25 protein-coding genes, 2 tRNA genes, 1 CRISPR repeat array and 1 riboswitch are annotated in these 26,552 nt (G+C 54.0%); of the genes, 5 read left to right on the top strand and 22 right to left on the bottom strand.

Annotation, left to right across the window (positions count from 1 at the left end):
- Positions 1 to 13 precede the first annotated feature (13 nt).
- The 3 genes from EGM51_16735 to EGM51_16725 form a co-directional block, all read right to left on the bottom strand.
- Positions 14 to 769 (bottom strand): biopolymer transporter ExbB, encoded by a 756-nt coding sequence (locus tag EGM51_16735; GenBank protein ID QBG48965.1) that lies wholly within the window; start codon positions 767 to 769, stop codon positions 14 to 16.
- 184 nt (positions 770 to 953) lie between these two features.
- A tRNA-Glu gene (locus EGM51_16730) sits at positions 954 to 1,029 on the bottom strand.
- A gap of 22 nt (positions 1,030 to 1,051) precedes the next feature.
- A tRNA-Glu gene (locus tag EGM51_16725) sits at positions 1,052 to 1,127 on the bottom strand.
- Positions 1,128 to 1,357: 230 nt separating this feature from the next.
- Positions 1,358 to 1,457: riboswitch (TPP riboswitch) on the top strand.
- 46 nt (positions 1,458 to 1,503) lie between these two features.
- On the opposite strand from EGM51_16725, the gene thiS reads away from it, so the two are divergent.
- The 5 genes from thiS (at position 1,504) to EGM51_16700 (ending at position 6,552) form a co-directional block, all read left to right on the top strand.
- Positions 1,504 to 1,728, top strand: coding sequence for a sulfur carrier protein ThiS (gene thiS, locus EGM51_16720; GenBank protein ID QBG48964.1), 225 nt, complete (start codon positions 1,504 to 1,506; stop codon positions 1,726 to 1,728).
- An 85-nt stretch (positions 1,729 to 1,813) separates the two neighbouring features.
- Complete coding sequence (locus EGM51_16715) at positions 1,814 to 2,587, top strand: thiazole synthase (GenBank protein ID QBG49337.1); 774 nt, start codon at positions 1,814 to 1,816, stop codon at positions 2,585 to 2,587.
- 74 nt (positions 2,588 to 2,661) lie between these two features.
- Complete coding sequence (gene thiH / locus EGM51_16710) at positions 2,662 to 3,789, top strand: 2-iminoacetate synthase ThiH (protein ID QBG48963.1); 1,128 nt, start codon at positions 2,662 to 2,664, stop codon at positions 3,787 to 3,789.
- Positions 3,749 to 6,166 carry a U32 family peptidase gene (locus tag EGM51_16705; GenBank protein ID QBG48962.1) on the top strand — a complete coding sequence of 806 codons (2,418 nt, stop codon included), beginning with the start codon at positions 3,749 to 3,751 and terminating at the stop codon, positions 6,164 to 6,166. The genes thiH and EGM51_16705 overlap by 41 nt, the downstream gene beginning before the upstream one ends.
- Complete coding sequence (locus EGM51_16700) at positions 6,163 to 6,552, top strand: DUF2721 domain-containing protein (GenBank protein QBG48961.1); 390 nt, start codon at positions 6,163 to 6,165, stop codon at positions 6,550 to 6,552. The genes EGM51_16705 and EGM51_16700 overlap by 4 nt, the downstream gene beginning before the upstream one ends.
- A gap of 77 nt (positions 6,553 to 6,629) precedes the next feature.
- On the opposite strand, the gene EGM51_16695 is transcribed toward EGM51_16700, so the two are convergent.
- From EGM51_16695 to EGM51_16605, 19 genes are all read right to left on the bottom strand, one after another.
- Positions 6,630 to 6,872 (bottom strand): sugar metabolism transcriptional regulator, encoded by a 243-nt coding sequence (locus EGM51_16695; protein ID QBG48960.1) that lies wholly within the window; start codon positions 6,870 to 6,872, stop codon positions 6,630 to 6,632.
- Positions 6,873 to 6,920: 48 nt separating this feature from the next.
- Positions 6,921 to 9,254: a Fe(2+) transporter permease subunit FeoB gene (gene feoB, locus EGM51_16690; protein QBG48959.1), complete on the bottom strand. Its 2,334-nt coding sequence runs from the start codon at positions 9,252 to 9,254 to the stop codon at positions 6,921 to 6,923.
- Complete coding sequence (locus tag EGM51_16685) at positions 9,251 to 9,478, bottom strand: ferrous iron transport protein A (protein ID QBG48958.1); 228 nt, start codon at positions 9,476 to 9,478, stop codon at positions 9,251 to 9,253. The genes feoB and EGM51_16685 overlap by 4 nt, the downstream gene beginning before the upstream one ends.
- 21 nt (positions 9,479 to 9,499) lie before the next feature.
- Positions 9,500 to 10,525 carry an LbtU family siderophore porin gene (locus EGM51_16680; GenBank protein QBG48957.1) on the bottom strand — a complete coding sequence of 342 codons (1,026 nt, stop codon included), beginning with the start codon at positions 10,523 to 10,525 and terminating at the stop codon, positions 9,500 to 9,502.
- An 87-nt stretch (positions 10,526 to 10,612) separates the two neighbouring features.
- On the bottom strand, positions 10,613 to 10,804 hold the full coding sequence (locus EGM51_16675; GenBank protein QBG48956.1) for a hypothetical protein: 192 nt from the start codon (positions 10,802 to 10,804) through the stop codon (positions 10,613 to 10,615).
- Between the two features lie 252 nt (positions 10,805 to 11,056).
- Complete coding sequence (locus EGM51_16670; protein ID QBG48955.1) at positions 11,057 to 12,859, bottom strand: sodium:proton symporter; 1,803 nt, start codon at positions 12,857 to 12,859, stop codon at positions 11,057 to 11,059.
- A gap of 980 nt (positions 12,860 to 13,839) precedes the next feature.
- Positions 13,840 to 14,569: direct repeats of the CRISPR family, unit length 37 nt; unit sequence GTCTCAATCGCCTTTCGGCTTTCTGCCCTATTCGGAC.
- A 197-nt stretch (positions 14,570 to 14,766) separates the two neighbouring features.
- Positions 14,767 to 15,042 carry a CRISPR-associated endonuclease Cas2 gene (gene cas2, locus EGM51_16665; protein QBG49336.1) on the bottom strand — a complete coding sequence of 92 codons (276 nt, stop codon included), beginning with the start codon at positions 15,040 to 15,042 and terminating at the stop codon, positions 14,767 to 14,769.
- Positions 15,043 to 15,125: 83 nt separating this feature from the next.
- Positions 15,126 to 16,229, bottom strand: coding sequence for a CRISPR-associated endonuclease Cas1 (gene cas1 / locus EGM51_16660; GenBank protein ID QBG48954.1), 1,104 nt, complete (start codon positions 16,227 to 16,229; stop codon positions 15,126 to 15,128).
- Positions 16,157 to 16,702 (bottom strand): hypothetical protein, encoded by a 546-nt coding sequence (locus tag EGM51_16655; GenBank protein QBG48953.1) that lies wholly within the window; start codon positions 16,700 to 16,702, stop codon positions 16,157 to 16,159. Before EGM51_16655 ends, cas1 begins: the two co-directional genes overlap by 73 nt.
- 122 nt (positions 16,703 to 16,824) lie before the next feature.
- Positions 16,825 to 17,700, bottom strand: a complete 876-nt coding sequence (locus tag EGM51_16650) for a TIGR02710 family CRISPR-associated protein (protein ID QBG48952.1) — start codon at positions 17,698 to 17,700, stop codon at positions 16,825 to 16,827.
- A complete protein-coding gene (locus tag EGM51_16645) occupies positions 17,637 to 18,092 on the bottom strand; it encodes a hypothetical protein (GenBank protein ID QBG48951.1) in 456 nt (151 codons plus the stop codon). The genes EGM51_16650 and EGM51_16645 overlap by 64 nt, the downstream gene beginning before the upstream one ends.
- Before the next feature lie 39 nt (positions 18,093 to 18,131).
- On the bottom strand, positions 18,132 to 18,938 hold the full coding sequence (gene cmr1 / locus EGM51_16640) for a type III-B CRISPR module RAMP protein Cmr1 (GenBank protein QBG48950.1): 807 nt from the start codon (positions 18,936 to 18,938) through the stop codon (positions 18,132 to 18,134).
- Positions 18,938 to 20,512: a type III-B CRISPR module RAMP protein Cmr6 gene (gene cmr6 / locus EGM51_16635; GenBank protein ID QBG48949.1), complete on the bottom strand. Its 1,575-nt coding sequence runs from the start codon at positions 20,510 to 20,512 to the stop codon at positions 18,938 to 18,940. The genes cmr1 and cmr6 overlap by 1 nt, the downstream gene beginning before the upstream one ends.
- Positions 20,442 to 20,837, bottom strand: a complete 396-nt coding sequence (cmr5, locus tag EGM51_16630; protein ID QBG48948.1) for a type III-B CRISPR module-associated protein Cmr5 — start codon at positions 20,835 to 20,837, stop codon at positions 20,442 to 20,444. The genes cmr6 and cmr5 overlap by 71 nt, the downstream gene beginning before the upstream one ends.
- Positions 20,837 to 21,691, bottom strand: coding sequence for a type III-B CRISPR module RAMP protein Cmr4 (cmr4, locus tag EGM51_16625; GenBank protein ID QBG48947.1), 855 nt, complete (start codon positions 21,689 to 21,691; stop codon positions 20,837 to 20,839). Before cmr4 ends, cmr5 begins: the two co-directional genes overlap by 1 nt.
- 40 nt (positions 21,692 to 21,731) lie before the next feature.
- Positions 21,732 to 22,622, bottom strand: a complete 891-nt coding sequence (locus tag EGM51_16620) for a hypothetical protein (protein QBG48946.1) — start codon at positions 22,620 to 22,622, stop codon at positions 21,732 to 21,734.
- A complete protein-coding gene (locus EGM51_16615) occupies positions 22,613 to 22,951 on the bottom strand; it encodes a hypothetical protein (GenBank protein QBG48945.1) in 339 nt (112 codons plus the stop codon). Before EGM51_16615 ends, EGM51_16620 begins: the two co-directional genes overlap by 10 nt.
- 2 nt (positions 22,952 to 22,953) lie before the next feature.
- Positions 22,954 to 25,431 carry a type III-B CRISPR-associated protein Cas10/Cmr2 gene (gene cas10 / locus EGM51_16610; GenBank protein QBG48944.1) on the bottom strand — a complete coding sequence of 826 codons (2,478 nt, stop codon included), beginning with the start codon at positions 25,429 to 25,431 and terminating at the stop codon, positions 22,954 to 22,956.
- Positions 25,428 to 26,552, bottom strand: a complete 1,125-nt coding sequence (locus EGM51_16605; GenBank protein QBG48943.1) for a DUF1887 family protein — start codon at positions 26,550 to 26,552, stop codon at positions 25,428 to 25,430. The genes cas10 and EGM51_16605 overlap by 4 nt, the downstream gene beginning before the upstream one ends.

The following is a 26,552-nucleotide window of genomic DNA, read 5'->3' as shown; positions in this document are numbered from 1 at the left end:
TACGCCTGATACCTCACCCTTCAATCACGTACGTATTCTGAATGGCGGAGGTGAATTCCTGAGCAAAGTTGTCCATCTGCACGGAAATCCGGCGGATATGCGAAGACAGCATATTATAGCCCACCATCGAAGGCAGCGCCACAATAAGGCCGACAATGGTCGTCAGCAGGGCGCCGGAAATACCCGGAGCAACTGCGGAAAGCGCCGCCGAACCGGAAATCGCCATTCCGCTGAAGGCATCCATCACCCCCCAGACGGTACCGAGCAGCCCGAGAAACGGCGCGGCACTGACGGCCGTGGCCAGCAGCCCCATCTGTTCCTCAAGTTTCAGCGCTTCATCGGCCACATGACGATCCACTACGGCCCGGATCGTTTCCAGCTGATTCAAGGTCAGACGCCGATGCAGCTCCGATGCGGTTTCATCCATCAGCGCATCGTCCGGGTCAATCCCCCGTGCAGCCAGTTCATCGCCAAGAGCAATACATCCGGCCAGATAAATTTCATTGAGCGGCGTGGCAGGATACTCCTCCTCCCGCGCATACAGAGCGGTCGGATTATTCCTGCCTTCACGGAAGGCCTCCAGAAAAACGATCGTAGTCCGGCTGGCCATCCGCAACTGCACGCCCTTGGTATACATAATCGTCCAGGCCATCGCAGAGCCCAGAAAGAGCAGGATCGTAATCGCTTTACCCGGCAGTGTACTGTCCCAGAATGCGGAACTGACATCGGCAATCGGCAGCGAAAGCAGCATCGTATCAAAAATTTGCATAGTGTATTCAGTCCTCAAAAAATCAATTTGGAAATCGGCTCCACCTAAGATATTTCCAACCCCTGGAAAAGCAATGGAAAACCGCACGCCGCTCTGAAAAAAAATGAAAGCCCTGTGCTCGGAACACAGGGCTTTCGAAGCAATGCAAGGAGCATCACTAAGGAGTAATGAGAAGAAAAAAAGATGGCGACCCCTACGGGACTCGAACCCGTGTTGCCAGGATGAAAACCTGGAGTCCTAGGCCACTAGACGAAGGGGTCTGCGTTTTTTACCGAAAAAAAATGGCGACCCCTACGGGACTCGAACCCGTGTTGCCAGGATGAAAACCTGGAGTCCTAGGCCACTAGACGAAGGGGTCTGCGGTAAAAACGAGCGCGTAATCTATCAGACTGGGCGAACCCCGCAACAAGAAAAGTTCAGTTTTTTAGCATCCCCCTTTTCCACCCTTCCCGCTTTACTTTAACCCCCTGCCTTGGCACCCTTTGCAACCAGTCACCCGGGGTGCCGCTCCGCATTAGCGGAGAAGTGCGAATACCGAAACTCAACATTCAAATCCGGTTATCCCGTTTGAATCAGTTTCGGATTTCGAACTTCGGATAGGGAACCAGCCCTGTCCGTTGTGCTGAGATTATACCCGTTGAACCTGATCCGGATTATGCCGGCGAAAGGAAGCGTGTTCGATTTTTCGGCGTTTCCGGGTTCCGGGAACGCTTTTTTTTTGGCAGTCGGGGACCATGACCCGGAAAGGAATGGATGAAATGAAACTTACCGTCAACGGAGAAGAACACGATCACCAGGGCGACGGCTCCATTGATGCCCTGCTCGAAGAACTCGGTGCCAAAAAGGAACACACCGCTTTGATGCTGAACGGAACGGTGATTCCTTCCGAAGACTGGAACGCCACCACACTGAAGGAAAACGACGAAATCGAAATGCTCGTTTTCGTTGGAGGCGGGTGAACCGGTTCCCGGTTCTGATTTCCGGCAGAGCTTTCTTTGGTGTGTTCAGTGTATTTCGTAATGAAGGATAAAAATGAAAAACGATATTTTAAACATTGGTGATCAGAAACTCGGCTCACGCCTGTTTCTTGGAACCGGTAAATTTTCAAGCACGCGGGCCATGATTGATGCTGTAAAAGCTTCAGGCACCGAACTCGTTACGGTTGCGCTGCGCCGGTTTAACCGGGAACAGGCGGAAGACGACCTCTACGGCCCCCTTTCTGAACTGAAGAATGTACGCCTCATGCCCAACACTTCCGGTGCCATGAATGCCAAAGAAGCCATCCGCGCCGCCCTGCTCGGTCGCGAATTAAGTAAAAGCCCGTTTGTTAAACTTGAAATCCATCCCAATCCGCATCACCTGCTGCCCGACCCGATCGAAACCTACGAAGCGGCCATTGAACTGGTGAAACAGGAGTTTCTGGTTCTCCCGTATATTCCGGCCGATCCGGTCCTGGCCAAACGCCTCGAAGATATCGGCTGCGCGGCCGTCATGCCGCTCGGCGCCGCTATCGGAACCGGTAAAGGCCTCTCCACCGCCGAAATGATCAGAATCATTATCCGCGATGCCAACGTTCCGGTCGTCGTCGACGCCGGTCTCCGCTCCCCATCCGAAGCCGCCTGTGCGCTGGAAATGGGCTGCGATGCTGTCCTCGTCAATTCCGCCATCGCCGCCGCCGAAAATCCGGCAGCTATGGGTGCCGCCTTCAAAACCGGCGTCGAAGCCGGCCGAATGGCCTACAATGCCGGCCTCATGCCGACTTCCGAAGTCGCGGTGGCCAGCTCTCCTCTAACCCGTTTTCTTTCGACAAGTGATTAGTAATCAAACCCTGAATACACGGAAAATGCAGGAAACCCTGCTTCAGTGTATTCAGTTTATTCCGTGGTTAAAAAATGAATAAAAACTTACCTGACTGGCTGAATCCCGAGCCGTGGCTCGGCCTCGCGTTCTCGACCGCGGACATTGAGCGAGCGATCAATGCCGATTCCCCCAATGAAAAAACACTGGCGGCGCTGCTGTCGCCTCAGGCGGCCGACTACCTCGAACCGATGGCCCGGCGGGCACAGGCAATCACCCGCCGTCATTTCGGCCGGACGATTTCGCTCTATACTCCGCTTTATCTCTCCAACTTCTGCAATGGCGGCTGCCTCTACTGCGGTCTCGCGGCCGATCGCCGCGCACAGCGGGCCGTACTCGACGAAACCCAGCTGCACCGGGAACTGGAAGCCATTAAAAAAATGCACTTCGAAGAGCTGGTACTGCTCACCGGCGAACGCATGCCGGAAGCGGATGTCCCCTACCTGGAAAAGAGTATTTCAATAGCCGCGGAATATATGGCCAATGTCACCATTGAAGTTTTTCCGATGTCTGAACCGGAATACCGCACTCTGGCCGACGCCGGGTGCACCGGCGTGACGCTCTATCAGGAAACCTACAATCCCGTTGTGTACGAGCATATGCACCGCTGGGGCGACAAGCGTGATTTCGGCAACCGGCTCGATGCTCCGGATCGCGCATTGCGCGGCGGCATGCGTTCTGTAGGCATTGGCGCACTGCTGGGACTGGCCGATCCGGTATTCGATATGCTGTGTGTATACCGTCATGCCAAATATCTGCTGAAAAACTACTGGCAGGCCGGAGTCTCCATCTCTTTTCCGCGCATTCGGCCGCAAATGGGCGGTTTCCAGGCCGACTTCCCGGTCGATGAAAAAATGCTGGCGCAATATATTTTCGCCATGCGGATCGTCCTCCCGGAAATTCCGCTGGTACTTTCCACCCGCGAACCGCGCCGCATGCGCGATGGCCTGGCCGGAGTCGGCATTTCAAAAATGAGTATTGCCAGCAAAACCACCGTTGGCGGCTACAGCGCTGACGCCGAGGAATCGACCGAACAGTTCGAAATCTCCGACGAACGCAAGATTCCCGAATTCTGCGATATGCTGCGTGCAAAAGGCCTCGAACCAGTCTTTAAAAACTGGGATGCCACCTATCGCGAACCCGCCCATTACGAAAAATCCTGATAAATCCCGGGCAGCGAATTCTGAATACCATGAGTTGATTTTCCCGTATTCGTTGCCCATAAACCCTTCCCTTATGGGAACCGATCATCACGTAGAATTACTGGCCCCCGCCGGCAGTGCCGATGCGGCATGGGCCGCCCTGCACTATGGCGCCGATGCCGTTTTTGCCGGTCTCCCGCGCTTTTCCGCCCGAGCCGAAGCCGCCAACCTGACCGCGGAACAGCTGGATGAGCTGATCGGCTATGCCCACGCCCACGACCGCAAGGTATACATCACCTTCAACACCCTTGTGCAACAGCACGAACTGCCCGATGCGCTCGAAGCACTCGCCCTGATTCACGACCTGAATGCCGACGGTGTGATTGTTCAGGATATGGGTGTAGCACGAATGGTCCGCCGTTTTTTCCCTGCACTGCAGCTTCATGCCAGCACGCAGCTGGCGGTGCATAATCCTGCGGGAGCCAGGCTCCTGAAGGAACTCGGTTTTTCGCGCGTCGTGCTGGCGCGTGAGCTGAGCCTCCGGGAAATTCGAACCATCACCCGGAACTGCGGAATCGAAACCGAGGTGTTTATTCACGGTGCACTCTGCTATTCCTACAGCGGACTCTGCCTCTTTTCCTCGCACCTCAACAGCCGAAGCGGGAATCGCGGAAAATGCGCCTACTGCTGCCGCATGCAATTTGACCATGAGGGCAAAGCCGTCCTGCCCTTTTCGATGAAGGATTTTGCGGTCGGCGAACATTTTGATGAACTGCAGAAAACCGGCGTCGCCTCCCTTAAAATTGAAGGGCGGATGAAGAAGGCCATCTATGTTGCAGCCGTTACCGACTTTTACCGCAAACGGATGGATCAGGGATTAAACCCCGCCGAACAGCAGAAGCTGCTTTCAGATATTCAGACCATTTTCGGCCGTCCGGCTACCGACCTCTATCTTAAAAATCCGGATACAGACCCGATTGATCCAACCACAAACGGTCACCGCGGATCAGCAATCGGAACCATTGCATCCGTATTTAAAGAGCACGGAAAACAGTGGATTCGTTTCACCACCAACCGGGCTCTGATGAAACATGACGGCCTTAAAATCGAACTGGGCAACAGCAGAAAACCCTTCAACTTTTTTGTGCACGAAATCCGCTTTTCCAATGACCGAAAAAAACAGCTTCTGTTCAGCGTGCCGGCCCGGTCCGAAATCGACATTCAGCTGCCGCCGGATCACCCGTTTGCCAAACCCGGTATGCCCCTCTACTGCTCGGCGTCGCAGGCCGTCCGCCAGCGTTACGGATTCGAAGCACCGCGACCCGGAATGTACAAACAGCGCAAACCATTCGATGCGGCTGTCGAGCTGAGCCCAAGCGGCATCCGGCTGTCCGCAAAAGCCGGAAAAATTTCAGCACAGCGGATGATTGCAGAACCGCTGAGCGAAGCGCGGAAGCCTGAAAAGACCAAGGAGGGAATTCGCAGGAGCTTCGAAAAAACGGGCGATACCGAATGGGTCCTCCAATCATTGAACGTTAAAGACCTCGGTCTTTTTGCTCCGGCCTCCGTGCTGAATGAAGGACGCCGGCAGCTCCTGGATCAGCTGAGCAAAAATCTGAAACAGCAGAAACGGGCCGAACATTTCCAGCGATTGGAAAAACTGGTGCGGCCGCCTGCAGAACCGGAAAAAGAAGAATGCTGGTCAGTCAAAGTCCGGGATCTTTCATTATTAGAGAAACTTACCGAACAGGAATTGAGCCGACTGGAAGTTGTGCTGGAAAACGCCATTCTCTCAGCACCGGCAGGAACCGAACCCCAACCTTCAGGAATCGCCATTCCGGTCATTCAACGGAATCACGATATACAGCGCCCGGCACACACTTTCCCCATCGAAGCCGCCAACCTCGGCACACTGCAGGCATTTGCAGACAATCCCGACCTCACTGCCGACTGGCCGCTGTACACGCTGAACTCCGAAGCGGCGGAACAGTGGCAGGAACTCGGACTTTCAAAGCTTGTTTTATCCCCCGAAGATACCGCGGAAAACCTGAAAGCACTGCTGGCGGTGCTCGGTGACCGGGCAATCGTACCGGTTTATCAGCATACACCGCTGATGATTTCAGCCACGCGTCCGAAAACTGCGCCTCATCTTTCCGATCGCAAAGGCCGATCGATGAAAATCGAGACAAACGGAGACCAGTTTGTTCTGATCTTCGAAGCCCCGTTTTCTCTGACTGAACATCTTGACGAACTGCGCGCCGCCGGTGCGCGGAATTTTCGGATTGATCTCTCCTACGGAGTGAATGATGCTGAGGACGCAGCTGAAATTATCCGAAGAACGATGAAGGGATTTCCAATGCCCGGAAGCTATGACGGAAACTACAGGAAAACACTATGAACCATTTGACACTGACCACCCCCGCCCTGCTTTTTTCGGCCATCTCGCTGATTCTGTTGGCCTACACCAACCGCTTTCTTTCCTACGCCAATCTGGTACGGACCCTTCATGACCACTACATGAAAAATCCGGACGAACTGCTGCGCGGCCAGATTTCCAACCTCCGGAAACGGCTCTACCTGATCCGCGCCATGCAGGTGCTCGGCGTCGGCAGTCTGCTGCTGTGCGTACTCTGCATGTTCCTGATTTATGTAGGATGGATCGGTACGGCGGAAATTGTATTCGGTACGGCCCTGCTGATGCTCATTGCCTCGCTGGGAGCTTCACTCCATGAAATCCAGATTTCGGTCCGGGCCCTGGAGCTGCATCTGAGCGATATGCAGTGAGAGAAATCTGAAATTTGAAATCCGAAATCTGAAATCTGAAATCTGAAATCTGAAATCTGAAAAAAGGTTAAAAAAGATCACCCCTTGTTCAGGTTTCCAGTTTCACATTTCCTGTAAAACGTCATGTTATCGGATTCGGTACAGCCGCCGATGCAGGATTTTCCGCACGGAATTTCGACTTTCTCGATTCTGCCTTTTGCATCCAGCAGTTCGAGCATGGGACGCAGTGCACTGGACTCGATTTCCAGTGCCAGACTGATTTCCTGAACGGAAAGCGCCCCGGGGCGCTCGTTCAGAAGTTTTATGATTCCGCTCAGCATATTTCATCCCTTCCGGAAGGGCGCACAGCGCGCCCCCGCCGGAAACCCTTATCCATTGGACTCAGCCGGCACAGCGGCTGCGCGTTCATTTTTATCGTTGGTTTTGCCGGCCAAACGCATCCCGACAAAGAAAACAACGCAAATCGCCGTACAGACCCCGAGCCAGACCGCCGACACCGCCGGATTCACCGAAAAGGTCGCCACCTGGAAATAGATGGTTGCCATGACCCAGGCCAGAAGCGTGAGATAGGTCACCGCGAACAGCATCCAGCGCAGTCCGATCTCACGGTAAATGGCTGCCAGAGCGGCAACGCAGGGTGCGTAAATCAGAATAAACAGCAGGTAGGCAAAGGCGGCATGTTTTCCATGCTCACCAAAATGACCCACCATGGTTGAATAGGATCCGGCATCGGCTTCATCCACTTCATCCACCGCACCGCTCAGTCCCAGCGGGTCCTTCAACCCATCCCAGAACCCTTCATACCCTTCGGGAATTGCGGAAAATGCGGCCATGATACCGCCCCGGAAATCAAATACGGCCTCCGGTACTTCAGCGGCAAACTCAGCTTCAGCTTTGGCATCAATCTGGGCATAGATCGCGTCGAGCGTTCCAACCACCGCTTCCTTGGCGAAAATTCCTGTAAAGAGTCCTACAGTGGCCGGCCAGTTGTCATCCTGGATACCCATCGGCCGAAAGACCGGCGTGACAGAACGGCTCATGGCACTGAGCAGGGAGTCTTTGGAATCGCTGTTCCCGAAGGAGCCGTCGGTTCCCATGGAATTAAGAAAGCCGAGTACCGCCACGAGCAGCAGAATAATTTTACCGGCTTTGATCAGGAAGGATTTCAGCCGGTGCCAGGTATGCAGCATAACGCCGCTGAACGTCGGCATATGATACGGCGGCAGCTCCATCACAAAACTGGAAACTTCGCCGCGCAGAATGGTTTTCTTGAACAACAGACCGGTGAGCACCGCCAGCGCAATGCCGATAAGATAGATCCCGAAAATCAGCACCCCGCCGTTCTGCGGAAAAAACGCCGCCGCAAACAAGGTGTATACCGGAAGCCGTGCACCGCATGACATAAACGGATTCATCATAATCGCCAGAATCCGGTCCTTGCGGTTTTCAAGCGTCCGCGTGGCCGTAATGCCGGGAACATTGCAGCCGAAACCGACCAGCATCGGGATAAATGCTTTGCCTGGAAGACCGATTTTACGAAGCGAGTGATCCATCACAAACGCCGCACGCGCCATGTAGCCGGAATCCTCCAGAAACGACAGACACAGGAAAATCAGGAAAATCGGCGGAATGAACGTGGAAACCGTCTGAATACCACCGCCCAGCCCATCGGCCAGAATGGCAATCAGCCAGCCCGGCAGCGCCATTTTTTCCAGCAGCACCCCGAAACCGTCCACAAAGATCGTTCCGGTCAGACCGTCAAAGAAATCAATGAACGGACCGCCGACATTAATCGTGATGGCAAAAACAAGATACATGACGAAAAAGAACAGCGGAAACCCGAGCACTTTATTCAACGCCACACGATCCACCATATCGGTGAAGGTTTTCCGGGCTTTATCGCTCCCTTTCGTCACATCCCGTGCAAGACCGTGAATGAACCCGTAGCGACCGTCGGCAATAATCATATCGGAATCATCACCGACCAGTTTTTCAACCTTTTTCAGCTCATCCTCGATATCCGGAAGCAGCGCCTTGTCCGCACCGAGAATTTCCCACGCAAGTTCATCCTTTTCCAGCAGTTTAATCGCCAGCCAGCGCGGGGATACCTTTTTGGTGAGTGCAACATCACCCAGGCTCACTTCCATGCTGCGCAGCACTTTCTCTATATCCTTTTCATACGAAACCCGGACGCCCGGTTTGTTCTGCGTTTTGCTGATTTCGCAGATGGCATGTTTCAGCTCTTCAATCCCCTTTTTCCGGGAGGCGACAATAGGAACGACGGGACAGCCGATATGCTTCTGCAGATGCTCAGTCTCAATACGGATGCCGCGCTGCTTCGCCATATCCATCATATTGAGCGCCACCACCACCGGCACATCCATCTCAAGCAGCTGCGTCGTCAGATAAAGGTTCCGCTCCAGATTCGAAGCATCGATGACGTTCACCACCACTTCCGGACGATCCAGCAGAATGTGCTTCCGGGCCACCTCTTCATCCGGCGAAAGCGCGGAAAAAGAATAAATGCCCGGCAGGTCGGTCACCTCGATGCAGGCGTTGCAGTGCGTATACTCACCGATGACCCGCTCAACCGTAACTCCCGGCCAGTTACCGACTTTCTGTTTAGCCCCCGTAAGAGCATTGAATACCGTGGTTTTCCCGCAGTTGGGATTCCCTACGATTGCGATCTGAAGGTTGCTCATTTTCTTTCCACCTCCAGAACATCCGCCTCATCGCTGCGCAGCACAACATGCGACCCGCGAACCTCGACCTCAATCGGACCGCCCAGGGGTGCTTTGCGAACCACCTTAAACGACGCTTTTTTTGTAAATCCCATACGAAGGAGCTGCTGTCGATAGGCGGCATCCGATGAACTGAATCCTGTAACCACACCGGTCTCTTCTGCTTTAAGTTCCCTGAGCTTCATGTTATCCCTTATCTTTCTTGGCTAAAATTCGAGCGCCAGCTGGACCGTGACAAGATCGGTATCACGGGCGCCTTTGTTCGTCATGTATAAATATTCCAGGCCGATCGCGGCATGATCGTGAAAATTGCAGGATACAACCCCGCCCGCACCGGATTTATGAAAAAGACCACCCAGTCCCGCATCGTAGGCCGTATAAAAATGTTCCGAGCCTTCATATTTAATTCCGGCCGTCCATTTTTCAGCAAATGCCCATGATGCCTCGATATTGTAAGCATAAGGCTTCATATTCTCCCCCGCCCCGAAATCCATCGTTTCCAGCGCGGAAACCACCTCGGCATTGATCATGGCCGGCCCCGCAAAAAGATTCACATAACCGCCCGCACCGGCCGAACGCGTTCCGCCCGTTTCATTCAGTTCCGCAAAACCGTCCGTTTCCAGCATATCGGAAAGAATGTAGGTACCAATAACCGCCCGCTCGCCGAGATTGACATTCATCGCGGCATAGCCGCACTGAATCACATCATCCTCCTCGCCCTTAAAAACCCCGGCACTGACATCAAACCATTCCCCCGCATAGCCCGCCATCACCGAACTTTTATTGATTTCCGCCAGCTCCAGCGTCAGCGGATCCGAGATAAACGCCGTCTCGAAATTGCCGAACGGCAGATAAAACTTACCGGCCTGTCCATAAAATCCGTTCGCCGCCTCGCCGCCGATAACAATAAAACCTTCATCCAGATCGATGGGATCCGTATCATCTTCCTCCCACAGAAACCCGACGTGCCCGCTCAGCCACTCGTTTACGGCGGAATCCAACACAAATTCAAACGTCGCCAGCGTAATATCGCTCTCTTCATCCGAACCCGTCCGGGAATAACCGGCCTCCGCCTCAAACAGAACCCCCCATTCCAGATGCTGCAATCCGTTATCCACCAGAACACTCAGATCTTCCGAACGCAATTCTCCCGCAGAATCCGCTTCGGCAACACGGTCTCCCGCAAAAGCAGCCAATACCGCAACCGCTACCAACCCCTTGACGTTAGCCATTCTTCTTTCCCCAAAGCATCTTCCACTCGCTGGAACCTTATGCTTTTGAATCTTTATTTTTACAGCCCCGGGCACACCCCGGCGGCATCAGTCTTTCAAACAGTCCATCGACGTATCCACCACATACCGGTACTGCTTCCCGCAACGGATGATCACTTCCTTCTGGCCCCGTTTCAGGATCCTGAAGTCAATCGACATTTCGCCGTAGCCATCATGCTCAATCAGCATGTTATACAGCGCATTAATCCGTTTTTTTACCTGTTCGTGGCAATCTGCCATTTTGTTAGTCCCGCTTAAAAATTCCGGTTAATTTAGATGTTGTCCCACGTTGGTCAACCCTATTTGACTGCTTTTTTAGGCCTTCCTAAATCCCTGTCGCTCTAAGGGCTGTATTTAGACAACTGTTTAGACTCAGTCTCAATAACAAACTCGATCTATTTCTGACGCACTCCGGCGCGCAAACGTACGCCCGGAAGCCTGAAAACAAAAAAGGCGCCCCGCAGGACGCCTTTTTCTTGAACGGCTTGAAGACTACCAGAAGATCACATAGAGCGCGACGGTTGCCGCACAGACCACCAGTCCCCAGATCAACGCCGGTTTTGAAGAGGTCAGATCCATCGTGGTATTCGTTTCAAACACCATCTTTTCAGTACGCTTATGAATAAAACCGTAAATCGTCAGTGTCAGCAGCACACCGATCAGCGAATACGACATCCAGTAGAGGAAGTGCATCTCGGGAAAGAAAAAGCTGAGCAGACCGTAAATGATCGGGTTGGCAATAATGCCGATAACACCCGCCCATTCCCCTCCGGAACGATTGATCAGCCCATAGATGAATACACCGAGAATCCCGGCGGAAATATAGCCCTGAATCAACTGAATGTACTTAAAGATACTGTCACTCTTCAGCAACGGAGCCACAATACATCCGATCAGCACAAAGATTCCGATCAGAATACGACCGAATGTCACCAGCTGGAACTGCGTCGCCCCCGGCTTGATATAACGATGGTAGATGTCCATCGTCATCAGCGTCGAAGCCGCGTTCAGAACCGCAGCCAGCGATGAAACAATCGCCCCGAGCAACGCCGCAATGACAAATCCAAGAATACCCTTATTCTTCGGAATCAGCTTGGTAATCAGCAGCCCCAGGGCCGAATCATATTTGTACAGATGCAAATCAACTGTTTCCACGGCATCCTGACCCACACGGGAGATGACAGACTGATTATACGCCTCAACCTCCGCCGCCTTATCCGGATTGGCATTGACCCACTTGGCATCCAGCTTAAATATCTGAGTGGAAGACGGCTCCGTCCTGGCCGCTTCATAAACCGCCAGAGGATCTCCTGCCCGCTCCTCCATGTCCGCACTGAACAGGTTGAACGCAATAATGCCCGGAATAACAATCACAAACGGAATCAGCAGTTTCAGACCGGCCGCAAGCACCAGCCCCTTCTGCCCCTCTCCCAGAGAAGCGGAGCCAAGAATACGCTGCGTGATATACTGGTTGAGTCCCCAGTAATAAAAGTTCGGAATCCAGATCCCCAGCAATAGAATGCCCCACGGCATCGACGGATTGCTGCCCATATGCATCGCCGTTTCATTCAACGCGGAAAACCGCTCAAACGCACCGGCCCCCGCATCAAATTCAGCCGCCGCCCCCGTGGAAGCCACCAGAGATGCCGCATCGCTTGCCGCCAGCGCATCAAATGCAAAATACGCAATAATACCGCCGCCCACAATTAATGCGGACCCCTGAATCAGATCGGCCCAGGCACACGCCTTCAGTCCGCCGATGGCCACATAGATTGCCGCCATCACACCCAGCGCCCAGCAACTGCCTGCCATAGACAGATCAACACCCAAATCAAACATCAGCTCTTTTAACGTCAGCGCCCCCGCATAAATAACGCCGATCAAACTGGCCACAATCAGGATGATAATCATAGAGACCGTCATAATCAGACGCGCCCAGTGATTATACCGCACCTCCAGAAACTCAGGAATCGTGGTAATCCCGGAACGAAGGAAATACGGCAGCAGCACAAACGCCACCACCACCAGCGTGATCGCAGCAATCCACTCCCAGCTCGAAACCGAAAGACCGTAAAGGCCGGCCCCCTGTCCGCTCATACCGACAAACTGTTCCGCCGAAATATTGGCCGCAATCAGCGAAAAACCAATCAGCCACCAGGTCAGACCGCGGCCGGCCAGAAAATAATCCGCCGCCCCCTCATCGCCATGGGTCTTTTCCCCCTTGGACATATATAACCCGACAAACAGCACCGCCGCCACAAAGGCCACAAACACAATGATGTCAACTATTCCCATCTCATTCTCCTTTGAGTTTTCTACTCAACAACAAGCCCGGGCAATCCGCCTCCGCCTATACACCAATCGTCGCATACTAGGACGCCGCCCCTGAAAGATCCAGCCGTCTTTGTCATCAGTAATGACATGAGCCGAATGGTTCCATAATACGGACCATGACGATATTGGCCATGGGGGAACCCGGCAAGCCCATGGATAAAAAGAGCAGCAAGCGCCTCTTTTCCCCGGCGGCACCTCCTGTGCTGCCGCAGTTGCGCTCACAGCAACCCACCATAACCCGCCCGGCACGATCTCAACCGCCCGGCTTCAGCAAACCCATAGCAGAAAATATTTAACGCATCCCGGCTATATGGATACACGTATATTTCATATGGCATTGCGTCATCAACCGCCTTGGAAAATGACAGTTCTCCATCCATCCCATGTCCCCGCCAACAGAAAAACAAGCCAGGTGTTCCGCATAAAAAAGCTGACCGCTCACAGCATAAAGCCGACAGCTTGAACAAGCTCACGTCCCGACCAAGGAGAGGGCGAGGCACCGCCAAAGGCGCGTTGCCCGAAGGGCGGGTTCCAAGAACCCATCAACCCCGTTGCCGTTACGCTGCGCTTCACTGCAGTCACGGCTGCGCCGAGCCGGCCCCCTTCGCGCTTTGCGCTCGGTCAGCTTTCTGCCCCATTCGGACAGCCCTTCACTCAAACGTATTCTATCCGCAAAACGATCTCACGTCCCGACCCTCGGGAGGGCGAGACAACCGCCGTAGGCGCGTTGCCCGAAGGGCGGGTTCCAAGAACCCGTCAATCCCGTTGCCGTTACGCTGCGCTTCACTGCCGTCACGGCTGCGCCGAGCCGGCCCCCTTCGCGCTTTGCGCTCGGTCAGCTTTCTGCTCTATTCGGACAGCCCTTCACTCAAACGTATTCTATCCGCAAAACGAAGTCTCACGTCCCGACCTACGGGAGGGCGAGCCAATCCCCCGAAGGGGTTGGCAATCCCTTTCGGCTTTCTGCCCTATTCGGACCATTGTGGAGAAAATATCTCGCAGTCGATAATCAACAAGGTCTCAATCGCCTTTCGGCTTTCTGCCCTATTCGGACCTGGGCAAAAGGAATAAAAATGAAAAACAATGAAGGAAAAGGTCTCAATCGCCTTTCGGCTTTCTGCCCTATTCGGACTGCAAGACCCTGGCTTACGAACTCAATGGAGTACACGCCGAAGTCTCAATCGCCTTTCGGCTTTCTGCCCTATTCGGACTAAACTTGATGGATGACGAAATCCGCGGGGCCCTGCACAAGTCTCAATCGCCTTTCGGCTTTCTGCCCTATTCGGACGTTTCAAAGCGGCGGCGCACTGGATGACGCCCGGGAATCGGTCTCAATCGCCTTTCGGCTTTCTGCCCTATTCGGACGAGTTCTACTCCGAGACGGGGTATCACCAGCCCCTCCGGGGTCTCAATCGCCTTTCGGCTTTCTGCCCTATTCGGACCTGAGCGAAACTGACGACCTTAGCGCTCTCGATTACTCGTCTCAATCGCCTTTCGGCTTTCTGCCCTATTCGGACCTTGACAATGGCGCGGCAATCCGATTACCTGATGCCGAAAGTCTCAATCGCCTTTCGGCTTTCTGCCCTATTCGGACCGCCGAATGGATTCCTAAAAGTCGTGACTACGATTTATTTGTCTCAATCGCCTTTCGGCTTTCTGCCCTATTCGGACAGCACCCCTTTTATGTCATTGATTCCCAGGAGGTTGCAAGCCCGTTTTGGCGGCAGTCCATTTTTCCCCTCTTTTTCCGGCCGAAATCCGGATGAAAAACCTCACAAAAATAAACACAATTCATTGAAATAAATGCACTTACAACTTTCGGCGGCACCCCCGGGTTTTTAGCGGTTTTGACGTGCCGCCGAAAAAGTTCATAAAATGTAGAGCATGGCCTTTTCCGGACGGACGACGGTTCCGGAAGAACGCGTTTTTTTAACGCATTCGCCACAGATCCGATAAGCGAGCAGAGAATCCTCATCTTTGTTGATAATCCGGTTGAGTTCGTTCCAGAAACCTTCGAAACGTTCCGGCGGCAGGTCGCATTCGAAAACGGAATATTCCACGCGCACCCCGAAATCCTCGCAGGTTTTGGCAACGAGTCGGAGGCGTTTGGCGTCGGCGATGTCGTAGGCCACAAGGTGGAGCATATGTTTGATCTCCTTCCCGGCTGGGTCGTAAAAGCCGTATTCCGGCTGAGCGGGGAAATAACGGCTGAATTCATCGATGCGCATCATGGCATAAGGAAGATTCCGGCTTCATCGGTTTCCGGATTTTCGAGGAGGCGCAGCACACCCCAGACCTGGCGGGTGATGCATTGGCGCAGGTCGGTATGCGGCGCATCGGGAGCTGGTTTGAATTTGCGCTGCATGTGGGATTCATAGTGGACGAAGAATTTTTTACGGGCGGTTTCGTTCAGGTAGGTTCCGCCGTCTTCGGCACTTACATGAAAGTCGGCGGGACCGAGGATTCCATGGTTGAGGAGGTTGAGCACAAGCAGGTCGCAGACGGGCGCGCGCAACGGTTCGAGCAGATCCAGTGCAAGGGCCGGCGTTCCGGCAGAGACTTCGTGCAGCCACCCGAAACAGGGATCAAGCCCCTGCAGGCGCAGAGCGGCATCGACTTCGCTCAGCACAATGGTATAGGTCCAGGAGAGCAGCGCGTTGGCGGCATCGCGCGGCGGCCGGCGGGAGCGGCCGTTGAAGGGTACGGCTTCGGGAAAGAAAAGGCCGAGCCGTTGAAAATAACGCGCGGCGGCAGTGCCTTCGATGCCGCGCAGCGATTCATTATCGGGAGCCTGTCCCGCTGTGCGGGCCAGCTGGCGCAGGGTATCGACCGCGTCGAGGTGCGCGGAGGCCTTCGATTCGTTCCGGTTTGCGGCGAGGCGCTGCAGAACGCGACGCTGATTCCGAATTTTGGCGCGCACGACCTTTTTGGCACAGCTCAGCCGAACCGCGGGATTTTCCTGCTGCCGGTACTGCATCAACCGCCGCGCCGCATTTTTGTCGCCATCCGGATGCAGGGTGCCGTACCAATGACCCTTTTCGGATATAAACGAAACGGGAATCCCTTCGCGCATCAGTTTCTGGAGCACCGATACAGAAACATGCGGGTGCCCCACCACCGTAGCGCGGTCGACATCGTTAAGCGGAACCGACACGCTGGCCGCAGTGCTGCAGTCGTCGCCCGTCCGGCTCAGAATGATCCGGCGGCTCTCGCGCCGTGCTTCGATACGGTTTCCGTTAAAGACCAGTGAAGGCATAATCAGTTCCGCTCCTTTTTGCTGATATGACGTATCCGTTCCAGACGGCGTTTCCCGCCGCCGCAGTCCGGACATGCTCGGCGCAGCGTTTCCAGCAGCACCGCAGTACCTTCCGCCCCCGCCGGCAGCACAACGCTCTCCCGTCCGCCGCAGTCCGGACAGCACAGGCGCATAATTTTGTCCGCTTCCGCCGTTTTTTCCGGACGAAGCGGCCGGCCGACGCGGCTGTTGTTCTTCCCTTCATTCATAAGTCTCCTTTCGCTCAACGCAAAGGAGTAAACCAGAACCGCGGGCCGGATATGAAAAAACGGACGTCCGCCGACGACACGGCCGAGCTCGGAGGCCCCGGGCTCGATGCGCAGCAGTCCATGCACATGGTCGGGCATGTCGACAAAGGGTCCGGGATACACGCCTGTACGCACCTCGCCTCCCCGGCGCCATTCCTCCTCCAGCATTTTCCGCACATTCGGAAGAAAAAACGGGCTGTCGCCCGCCCATTCTATGAATTCCCGATGCGCACACACCGTAACCATCAAGCGAAGCGACATATAATTTTCGCCAGAAAATAATGACCGAAGGGAAAGGTTCAAATACACACCGCCGCCCGCATAGTCGTGCGACTTCAACCGGATCGATCGGCGGTGGTGAATGGACGGATCCTAGGCCATATTTAGCTTTTTTGAATTTTGGGAATGCAAAGCACTTCGTCTTCTTTTACCCCTAAAACAAAAAGCACAAGAATCAGCAATTCATCAAATTTTGCTTCTGTAATAGGCTGCGTTCCATGACCCAAAATGCTGGCATTGCGGGCGCCGATGGCACGGTCGATTTCCTTTTCCTTTTCCAGATAACGCTCCACAAACAGATCCTGTGAACCCAGTGCCTGTAGTAGATGAACAGTCCCTTTCAGACCGAACCGGCAGACGTTCTTTTCATCGGCATATCGTGAATAGTCATCCCGAATGGTTTCCGGGATAGAATCCAGAAGACAGGCAGAATTGTCGAGGTTATGCTGTTCAAGTAAGCGCCGCTTTACCTCTTTCTCAAACAGCGAATAGAGCCGGGCAGTCGCATCCTCATATTTCCCTTCAAGGCGGGCACGCCGCAAAGCATTTGACAACAGCTCTTCGCAAAGGGGTTCCGACAGGGGAAGAGCTCCATCTTTTGCAATTTTCAGCGCCCGCAAATGATCGCGCGCAGTTTCCAGCCATTCGAGCAGCAGGTGCAATTCCGGAAATTCAGCTTCGATCAACCCCTGCACTTTTGGCAGCTCCCGAACCGCCCGTTCCATCGCCTTGAGCGCCCGGGCATGCTGAAAGGCATCCCAGTCGGCGACCGCCTGCATGATGTCTCGGAGAAACTCAACGATCACCCGCACCTCATGCGCCTGCACTTTCTGCAACAGCTCTGAGAGCACTTTGGCGGCATTACTGTACTGCGCCCGATTAAACAGTTCAAAGGCCGTGCGGACCTCAAACCAGCCTACTGCGTTCCATGGATTTTCAATGGCCACCAGCTGCTCCGACCCGTTTTCAACAATTCCCAGCCCCCCTTGGAACGCTTTTGACCGCCGACATACAGCAGTTCACACGGGAAGCGCGATGAGGCCCAGACCACCGCCGCGCTCATGGTCTTGGTGCCGCCGGTATAGCCGCAGAGCTGCGGCCAGTCGATCGTTTCGCCCAGCTTGCGCAGTTCCTCCGGCATTTTTTTCAGCAGTTCAAACGTGCTTACCCCGACATCCTCCGCATCCGGCGTCACAATATGGCCGCATCGGGGGAAATAGCCGACCGCCGGAAGAATCTCCTGCTCTACCTTTTCCCGGCTTGATTCCGACGAAAAAAAGATAATCTTCTCCGGCTTCCGCTCCTTGATGACATGAATATTCGGTTCCGACGAACCGCCTACACTCAGCAATAACACATTTGAATTACTCATAAGATTCGTTCCCCTTCGTTTTTCAACCCACTTCAGAAATCATGCGAAATGAGCTTTCAGTTTACTGCGCAAACCAGTCACATTTCCCATGGCCGCCTCGGAATAAAACATGATTGGCAGGAATGTTTCATTCTCCATTTTCAGCGGGCGCGTCCGCAAACAGGAAGCATGTCTCTTTCTTCTTTGTACGAATCCCATGGCATTGTTGCTGTCTTTCTGAACACCCTCCTGTTCGCGAAAGCTCTTAATCTGCTCCTCAAGCACAACCAGCGCATCCAGCGCACTTTGCTGAACGGGAAAAGTGAAAACTTCAAAACCCCTGCTGCACAAATCATTTTCCAAAGATTGGAAATCCGATTGCTTCGTCATGGTCTGGACCGCTCCCAATCCGCGGTTGGAACGCAATCCCAATCCGCCAAGCGTCATAAAGCATCGAACGGCAAAATCGATCAAATCATCACAACTCGTATGCTTTGCCTGAAGAATCTGAAGCCTGAAACTCCACCCGGCCGGAATCATAGCCGCACTGCCGCTGTCCAAGCGGGTTTTAACAAAGAACCGGTGATTCGACGGCATCTGCCCGCTCTCTGCCCCCGTTTTGCGCAGATCGGAAACACGGACAATCAGAGTACTTGCCTGATTCTCGCTAATTACCCTCTCACCCTTCGTCACTTTTATTGAGCCAAACACCTCAGCTTCCAACTGCCGGGTTCCCCCCAGCGCACGGAACCACCAACGCAGTTCCCCTCGAATCGAGGGTGCGCGGATTTCCGCCTTGGACTGATCCGCCCCGGCGCAGAAGCAGGGGGTGATGATCTCCATCGTTCCATCAAAGAGTGTTTTCATTATGGCATTTTTCCCAGTTTAAGTTCGTTTTTACAATAGGTTCGAAGAGCCGTCACACCCTTAGCGATATTGCCCTTCTGTCCCTGCCGGATCTGGCTCCAGATTTCCGCACCGACTCCCTCCGGCTCGCGCAGCAGTTCCACGATCAGCTTCTTCTGTTCCGGCTTCTGCTTATCAAATTTTGCGATATCGCTTTTGATCACCGCGTTCATATTCTGCTTCGCCCATTTTTCGCGCAGCTGATCCAGCGGCGATGCCTGAGGCAACTTCTTTTTCATGCGGTTGAGTGCATCTTCAATGCGCTGTTTCCCGGGCAACTCCATCCGCTCCGCCGTTGCCATAGCAACCAGTTCGTCGAAGCGTTTCTTCATCTCGCCGAACTGAAACGGCGACGGATCCGCCAGCGCATAGAGCTCCGACTGGATGGCGACGGACTTTTCCTCCAGTAACCGGCGTTTACGCGCCTCCTCCTGCTGCGCAAGACGTCTTTTTTCCTCATCCGGGTTATATGAGAACCAACCGTATCCGGCGGCGGTTTTGGCACCCGCACCGTAAAGAGTCATACCCTCAATCAGAAATGCACGCGCCCATTCCAGTACCTCAGCACCGAAAGGCAGTTCCGCTTCTCCGACACTCCTCAACGGCCGCAGTACAAAACGAAACCGACTGCCGGATTCAATCACCGGAAAAAATTGCGGAATTGGGGATTCGTCATCCGTGGCCCGCTCGTTTTCCCCTTTGTAATAATCCGGATGATGGCAAGTCAGCACATCGGCCACCACCTTAAATCCGCCTGCCAGCGGGAAGGCGGGCAGAAAAGAGACCAACCCTGCAAAGGACTTATATCTGCCCTCTTTTCCGAACCATTCCGGTTTACGGAGAGCCAGGAAATTGTCCAGATAATCCTTTTCGGGGCGAGTGCGAGCCTTCTCCTTTTGGGGCATGGTATCCCCAGTCGGATAGCCGAACGTCCAAGCCACCTTCAGTGCATCCTCGAATGATTTGGTTTCGTTCCACTTTGCCCAGGCTGCATGGCGGGCAACGCCCTTGACGCCGCTGCCGGGAAGATACGGACAGTTGAAATGTGGATGGATGCACATCCCCGTATTTTCCAGCACCCCGCCCGCCAGATGGATCGCAAGGCGCCCCTCCAACTTCATCACGAGTTCGATGCCGTCACGCCAAAGCGACTCGGGCAGATGCCAGTCCTCGCACCGTAGATCGAGCTTGTTGATCCGCTTACAGACTTCGTTCATTTCATTGTCTTTGGTCGTGGCGCCCAAATGAACGAACTTTTCCAGGCGCAACGACGCGGACTCCACCCGATTGAATTCCAGAGCACAGAGTTTACTTAGCAGCGGAGCGGCCTGTTTCGACTTCTGGTTGTCTGATCCTGGTGAATGTTCAATTTCCGCCAGTTGTCCATAGAGACTGACGACTTTATCCGGCTGATCGGACAAGAGGTCCGCGACCTCCCTCACCGCGGTTGTTAATGGCAGATATCTACTCATCACTCTCTCCGTTTTCATCAGAAGCAAAACGCCGCAGAAATGCAAGATAGGCCATCGCTTCATCCGTAATCACGCGAAGCTGGGCAGAAGAAATCAGAACGGCATGCTCCAGCAAATCATCCGCATGCGCCCCCACTTTTTTCAGTGCCCCGATTCGCTCATCTTGAAGATGCACGAGAATCTGTTCAAACACCTTGTGAAAGTCGCCGTTTTTATAGGTGCCATCCTTTTTCTTTTCACACGCGAAAGCCAATGCACCGAGCAGTCCGTTCTCTCGAATCATGGTCGGAACCTTTTTAATAATGCCACCGCCTTCCGTTCCGCTGAAGCGGGTTGTCTTCGCAGCATAGAGTGCGTTTTTCGCGCGGATCTGATCCAGATTTTTCATTAGAGCACCTCCACACTGCAATAGCCCAAACCGGTTGACGCATCGCCCCCCACCTGCAGAAAACCTGCTGAAAGCATGTCCTTCAGCTTATCTTCAGCATCCGGAATTTTTGTATCATCCACAAATATTGCACTATAGAAAAGTGTTTCGCTGGGCACCTGCTCCTGATTAAAGAGCGCACCCTTGGCAACTACGCCCGTTTCGTCATTGATGCGAATACGGGAAACCACCTCACAGGCCTGCTCAACAAAATAGGAGAACAAGTCGTTCGAAAGCACCACCAGCCGTTCCGGCATGCTGCTCCAGACCGAATCGGAGCAAACCGATTTGAGTAATTCTACAATGGCATTTGCGTCGCCGACCGACTCAATACGATACTCTTCGAGAACCGCTGTATTTTCGAGCAGGATGCTGCCCGAAGAGAGACACTGGTTCTCCGTCAGCGCAGGCAGATCCGGGCATTGAATGTCCCTATCCCGCGCAAATCGTTCCAGCACCAGCGGACAGGTGATCCAGGCAAACATGCCTTTGGCGGAGCGGACGGGAAAGGCGAGCACGCGGGCTTCGCCGATGAGCAGGCTGCCGGCTTTGGCCTGTATTTCTTTCCCATCCACTTTTTTTCCTCCTTCATCCTCGCCGAACAGCTCTTTGCCGGTTGGGCTCCGCACCCATTTTCCGTTGCTGTCCTTTTCATTCCAGAGGTCGGCGAGCACCCCTTTGAGGGAGGAGCCGGGGATGATGGGGATGCGGGTATGGCGTTCGCGCTGGATGGGCGAGTCGACCGCACCGACAGAGTTGCCCGCGCCGACATGCACGGGGGTTCTTGCAAACAGGGTCATCGTCATTTTTTTCATGCTTATTCTCCTTTTCACTCGTTCGACCTGCAGGCCGATCTTACATTTTTTGTTGAACACATATTCCGAGACCGAAACCTTTTTCTCCGTAAAAACTGCTCATACAGCGTCCCTGCAGGACTTTGACAAGAGTGGCCGCATCCGTTGGAGATTCCGCACGGAACCAGTAGACCGATCCGGCGGGAACCGCGAGCCGAGCGGGACGCGGCCCGCCAATTCGAGTATTCCAACCGGAAAACGGCAACGGTTTCCCGCTGCAGGCGGCGGCCAGAACAGCCTTCGGTGCCTCCGTAAAACTTTTTCGCCACTCCTCGCGGGTTTGGCCGGGCTTTCGCGGCGGACGCTCGGCGGGTAACCGGACGATGCCGTTTTCATCAACCCAGTCCGGTTTCCACCCATTGGAAAACACCGCAGGTGCGAGCAGAATCCATTTAACCCAGCAGCCATCGGATGCATTTTCGGCAACAAGCCCCTGTAACGGTTTTTCGAGCCGTACACATGACAGGCCAACAACACCCTGCTGACCTCCGAATGTAAGCGGTACGTGGCGAGATCCTTCAAAAAGCTTTTCGAGTACATCGGCTTTCACTTCACCGCGCAAAGAAGATTCACATTTGGCGTAACCGCGTAACGAAATCCCATCGCGTAGACGCAGATATTCGGCAAGATAGAATTTTCCGCCCTCTCCCTCTCCTCCGGTATCGACGGAGCCGCATTCGGGATCTATGCCGATTCCCGGACGCGTTTCGATATCGAACAGCGGTTCCGGATTTTCTTCAAGCTCGACTGAATTCCCGTTCAGATAGGCCGAAAACTGAGTACTGCTGATCCAGTGCGGAAGCTCTTTCTTACTTGGTTTTCCCGTAAGCACGGCCACCTTTTCGATGAACGCGGGCAGGTTGCTTTCCTCAGGCCGATCTATCAGCTGCATCGTGTCCCCTCCGGATCAAGATCCAGCGGGCAAGGGAAGAAGATTTCGTCGCCTTGAGCCGGGAAAAGCCCGGCGGTCTTCAGTCCGCCGAAACGAAGGCTGCGGAACTCCTTTTCAGAACGGTTGTCATTTTTATTCGCATTTCGATGTTCCACTTCCCACGGCTGCCGTTCTGGCCATTGCCGTTTCAGCCCCTGAATGAGAGCGTCGTGCAAGACATTGGGCAACGGCCAGTTGGCGCCGCTACCGACCGACGAGGCTTCCATCGGACGTGCATCACGGAAAAACAGGACATCGCGCGGCTCAAGTTTCAGTTCATACCAGCACATGATTATTCTTCTCCTCTCGGACGGTTGATAAAGGCTGCGGCCAGAAACAGATTGGGAAAGTCAGCCCAGCGGTTCGACTCAACGCAATGGTCGAGATAACCATCGGCCAGCGGCAGATCCCGGGGGGACAGCCTTCCATCGCTCTGCTGATACAGCACATGGCAGAATTCCGACCACACCACATCGCGGAATGATTTCGGCGACTTCTCTTCGGCATCCAGACGGTACGGCTTCAGCAACTCCGCCAAAGCGTACGGGAAACGACCAGACAGCTTTTCGTCTTCACTGAACTGTTCAAACGCTAGGTAAAGCGGCAGAGCATTACTTGTCCACTTCCCGCCCCAGTGCAGGGTTTCTCCGGAACGCTTGACAAGGGATAGTGCGAACGCTGCGCGTTCATACCGGTTTTTTGCCCGTTTCTCCGCTTTCTGAGCCTCTCGGACGAGCGCCTGCAGCGGATGGTTACAATGCCCGATTGCGATTCCGCAGGAGACATCCGCCTCCAGCCCAGGTGCCATCAGCGGATACCCCAATCCAGCATCTACGAAGCCATCGCCCCGGCTGTTCAGCTTAACGCAGTTCTGCAGATGATCAGGCAGTGTTTCTCCTCGAAAACAGCAGCGCAGCGCCCAGGCACATTCCAACGCTTCGGTAGCTGGCAACATGGCCAGAACATCATCACCACCGGCATAGATCAGCTGTCCTCCGAACCCTTCCACAACCGGAGCCGCCATATGAAGCGCGACATTGGAAAGCGCCTCGGAAAACTGCTGATGATACGCCGGCGTAAGTGCCCGTTTGAGCTTCGGATCGAAACCGGGCAGTCCCATAAAATAGCCGGGAGCCTTGCCTGCCAGATTATCCACGAACCGCTGTGCTTTTTCACCTGACATCCAGCGCCCCATCTCATCGCCGTCCAGCGCCAGCAGCGCAATATACGGATTGGCGGATTTACCTTTTCCTTTCTGACGCTCTGTGGCCGACAACCGGTTTTTCTCTGCGACAGAGCGGGTATCTTCATAGCCAGCTGCTTTCCAGAAAGCCTGTTCAGAGCAGCCCAGCTGAGGAAACAGCACCTGTTTATGGAACATGCGCTTGAGGATGCTCAACGCACCATACCCCGTTTCGCCGATCTCCTCCTCGCGCCCTGTCAGTCGATCCTTTTTAGAACCGGCTTGTTTTTTGTCTTCCGGAATCTGAAAGAAGTCGCGCAGATTGCGACGACCAGCCAACTGTCGTCCGGAATCTTCGATATGTTCCTGCCAGTAAAATCCTGCGTTGAGTTCTTTTTCTGGATCCTGGTCAAGGTAACACCGGCGGTCGCGATCCGCCTCCGGAATGATTTCACGCGCCAGTTTTTCATGGAGGTTGCATTTTTTGCTGGATCGATCCGAGCGTTCTTTCCACGGTCCTGCCGTCCATGTAATCTGAAGAAAAGTTTCCAACTGATTCACCCAGCGTTTCCGATCGATTTCAGTGGGTGTAAACGCCGCCCACTCGATGCGGTCACGCACTTTGTATCCCTCGCCCACATGCGGCCACACCTTTTCTCCGGCTTCCAGCAAAGCGTTCCGGACAGCCTTTTCCGCGTTGCCCGCGATTTCCCTCGCCTGCCACGCCGGAACCAGCGCGCAAAAACGGTTCGGCAGCGTCGGCCGAAGCAGCCCATCGATCCCGTCACCATACATTCGTTGCCAGAGCGATTCTTCCGCTCCCGATTTCCCAGCAAACCGGATTTGATCGTAAAGCGACTTGTTGAGCAGGTCGAAGATTGGCTGTCCACGCAGATTCGGAAAGATCACGGCATCTGGCCCGACTTCATCAGCCACCGCTTTCATGGCGTGGGCCATCAGCCAAGAGAGCAGATAACTGCCTGCCGCCAGATCACGCGTACTTTTTGCAGCCGCAATAAACTCCTGCACCGGCCCCAGTTGAAACTGCAGAAAGGCCGGTTTCAAGTCCCCGCTTTCATTCACACAAGCCTGAAAAGCGGAGGTCAGCCCCATGTGATTCCAAATAGTATGATCTGGAATGCGTGTATCCGCCGGCAGATAGGCCAAACGCCGATCTTGCTTCGCGGCTTCCTCCGGCCAGCGTCGCCAGTAGAGGAAAAACTTCGATTTCCAGTCTAGGTCACACGGAATCCCACCGATGGCCTTTTGGAACTGTTCTTCCGCCAGTTCCGCCGTTTCCACCGGAACATGGAATTTCAGTGTCGCGTTACAAAACGGATGCTTGAATGGAAAATCTTCGCCGCCGGTAAATTTGGACGAACACTTTCGGGACGGAAACGGAAAACGGTCAGCCGCAGAAGCCGTGTGATCGCAGATTTTAGCAAACGCCTGATAAGCTGCCGGCTCAATTCCCGCTTCATTGCGGAACCCTTCCGCAATTCGTTCATGCGCCCCAATGTCAAAACATTTGCACGGCGGATCGTGCAGGTAAGCCATCAATTTCTTTTTCCAATAATCCTCACTCATTCGGTTTCTCCTTTCGGATGGATTTTTTTCATTAAATGTTCGGCAAAGCGGTTGAGATTGCGGCCTTCGATCAGGGTGATGCCCAGGTCCCGGGCGCGCTGGCGCTCGTATTTGTTCAGTTCTTTGAAGGTGGCGATAATCGGTTTTGTATAGAGCCCGGCATAGCCGCGGATGGTATCAATTTTATAGAGCACATCATCGCCTTTATCGTCCATGCGCGCGGTTTTGCATTCGATAACGTAAAGCTCGTTGTTATAGAGGAAGGCGGCATCGATTTCGTTTTTGGTGCCGGAGGCACTTTCAATTTGAATCGATCCGGCCCAGTCCTGCAGCCCGATGACCTCATCCGCTTTGGACAGTTCGCTCAGGATGTAGTCCTCGAGCCAGAAGCCTTTGCAGAAATCGCGCGCTTCGCTGGAGGCAAACTCGATTTTTTTATCGTCGTAATAAGAAATACTGCCCTGCTTATAGAAAAGATCCAGGAGGTCGCAGGTGGCGTCTGAAATTTCATTTTTCACCGTCAAGGAATAGGCGTCTTCCGCTTTTGCCGCCAGGTAGTTCAGTTTTCCAATCTCTGTTTTATACCGGTCGAATTGTTTCAGCAGCGTTTCCGCTAAATCGACGGTTGAAGCGGAAATTTTCTTTTTCCGTTTCTGGCCGGTCACGGTGTATCCATGAATGGCGAAGAAATCGCGCAGCTGTATTTTATCGGCAATCTCGTACAGGGCTGGATTGGCCGCATCCAGCATGATGATCTGATCCTTTTCCGGAATGACATAAAAGCACGGACGCTTTTCAAAAACCATCTGGGCGGCAATGGTCATCAGTTTGGTTCCTCCCGTCAGATTGACGGCTAGGGACGTTTCCCCTTCGCATTGAATGGCCAGTTCCATGAAGCGGTTCTGCAATTCCTCAAACGCATAGGCATCACCCAGCTCAAAGATTTCGGCTTCTATCTGCTTTGCGGTAAAAAAGGTTTTCAGGATACGGGCTCGTTCGCGCATGGCGTTGCTGGCGCATATAATCACCTTTTCCGGACAAATGGCATCATCCATGACCGGAGTTACATTCGGGATCATCTGTCCCGAGACGATGATAATCTGAGTTCGATACTTTTGCAT

It is taken from the genome of Verrucomicrobia bacterium S94 (assembly GCA_004299845.1).
GTDB lineage: Bacteria > Verrucomicrobiota > Kiritimatiellia > Kiritimatiellales > Pontiellaceae > Pontiella.
Note: the sequence above shows the minus strand (reverse complement) of the source record. Positions and strands in the feature narration are given on the sequence as shown.

Bases quoted from the DNA above. Each gene is read 5' to 3' on its own strand.
- EGM51_16735 (QBG48965.1), bottom strand. From the start codon at position 769: ATGCAAATTTTTGATACGATGCTGCTTTCGCTGCCGATTGCCGATGTC.
- thiS (QBG48964.1), top strand. From the start codon at position 1,504: ATGACCCGGAAAGGAATGGATGAAATGAAACTTACCGTCAACGGAGAA.
- thiH (QBG48963.1), top strand. From the start codon at position 2,662: ATGAATAAAAACTTACCTGACTGGCTGAATCCCGAGCCGTGGCTCGGC.
- EGM51_16705 (QBG48962.1), top strand. From the start codon at position 3,749: ATGCCACCTATCGCGAACCCGCCCATTACGAAAAATCCTGATAAATCC.
- EGM51_16700 (QBG48961.1), top strand. From the start codon at position 6,163: ATGAACCATTTGACACTGACCACCCCCGCCCTGCTTTTTTCGGCCATC.
- EGM51_16695 (QBG48960.1), bottom strand. From the start codon at position 6,872: ATGCTGAGCGGAATCATAAAACTTCTGAACGAGCGCCCCGGGGCGCTT.
- feoB (QBG48959.1), bottom strand. From the start codon at position 9,254: ATGAGCAACCTTCAGATCGCAATCGTAGGGAATCCCAACTGCGGGAAA.
- EGM51_16685 (QBG48958.1), bottom strand. From the start codon at position 9,478: ATGAAGCTCAGGGAACTTAAAGCAGAAGAGACCGGTGTGGTTACAGGA.
- EGM51_16680 (QBG48957.1), bottom strand. From the start codon at position 10,525: ATGGCTAACGTCAAGGGGTTGGTAGCGGTTGCGGTATTGGCTGCTTTT.
- EGM51_16675 (QBG48956.1), bottom strand. From the start codon at position 10,804: ATGGCAGATTGCCACGAACAGGTAAAAAAACGGATTAATGCGCTGTAT.
- EGM51_16670 (QBG48955.1), bottom strand. From the start codon at position 12,859: ATGGGAATAGTTGACATCATTGTGTTTGTGGCCTTTGTGGCGGCGGTG.
- cas2 (QBG49336.1), bottom strand. From the start codon at position 15,042: ATGCTCCACCTTGTGGCCTACGACATCGCCGACGCCAAACGCCTCCGA.
- cas1 (QBG48954.1), bottom strand. From the start codon at position 16,229: ATGTCCGGACTGCGGCGGCGGGAAACGCCGTCTGGAACGGATACGTCA.
- EGM51_16655 (QBG48953.1), bottom strand. From the start codon at position 16,702: ATGTCGCTTCGCTTGATGGTTACGGTGTGTGCGCATCGGGAATTCATA.
- EGM51_16645 (QBG48951.1), bottom strand. From the start codon at position 18,092: ATGAGTAATTCAAATGTGTTATTGCTGAGTGTAGGCGGTTCGTCGGAA.
- cmr1 (QBG48950.1), bottom strand. From the start codon at position 18,938: ATGAAAACACTCTTTGATGGAACGATGGAGATCATCACCCCCTGCTTC.
- cmr6 (QBG48949.1), bottom strand. From the start codon at position 20,512: ATGAAGCGATGGCCTATCTTGCATTTCTGCGGCGTTTTGCTTCTGATG.
- cmr5 (QBG48948.1), bottom strand. From the start codon at position 20,837: ATGAAAAATCTGGATCAGATCCGCGCGAAAAACGCACTCTATGCTGCG.
- cmr4 (QBG48947.1), bottom strand. From the start codon at position 21,691: ATGAAAAAAATGACGATGACCCTGTTTGCAAGAACCCCCGTGCATGTC.
- EGM51_16620 (QBG48946.1), bottom strand. From the start codon at position 22,622: ATGCAGCTGATAGATCGGCCTGAGGAAAGCAACCTGCCCGCGTTCATC.
- EGM51_16615 (QBG48945.1), bottom strand. From the start codon at position 22,951: ATGTGCTGGTATGAACTGAAACTTGAGCCGCGCGATGTCCTGTTTTTC.
- cas10 (QBG48944.1), bottom strand. From the start codon at position 25,431: ATGAGTGAGGATTATTGGAAAAAGAAATTGATGGCTTACCTGCACGAT.
- EGM51_16605 (QBG48943.1), bottom strand. From the start codon at position 26,552: ATGCAAAAGTATCGAACTCAGATTATCATCGTCTCGGGACAGATGATC.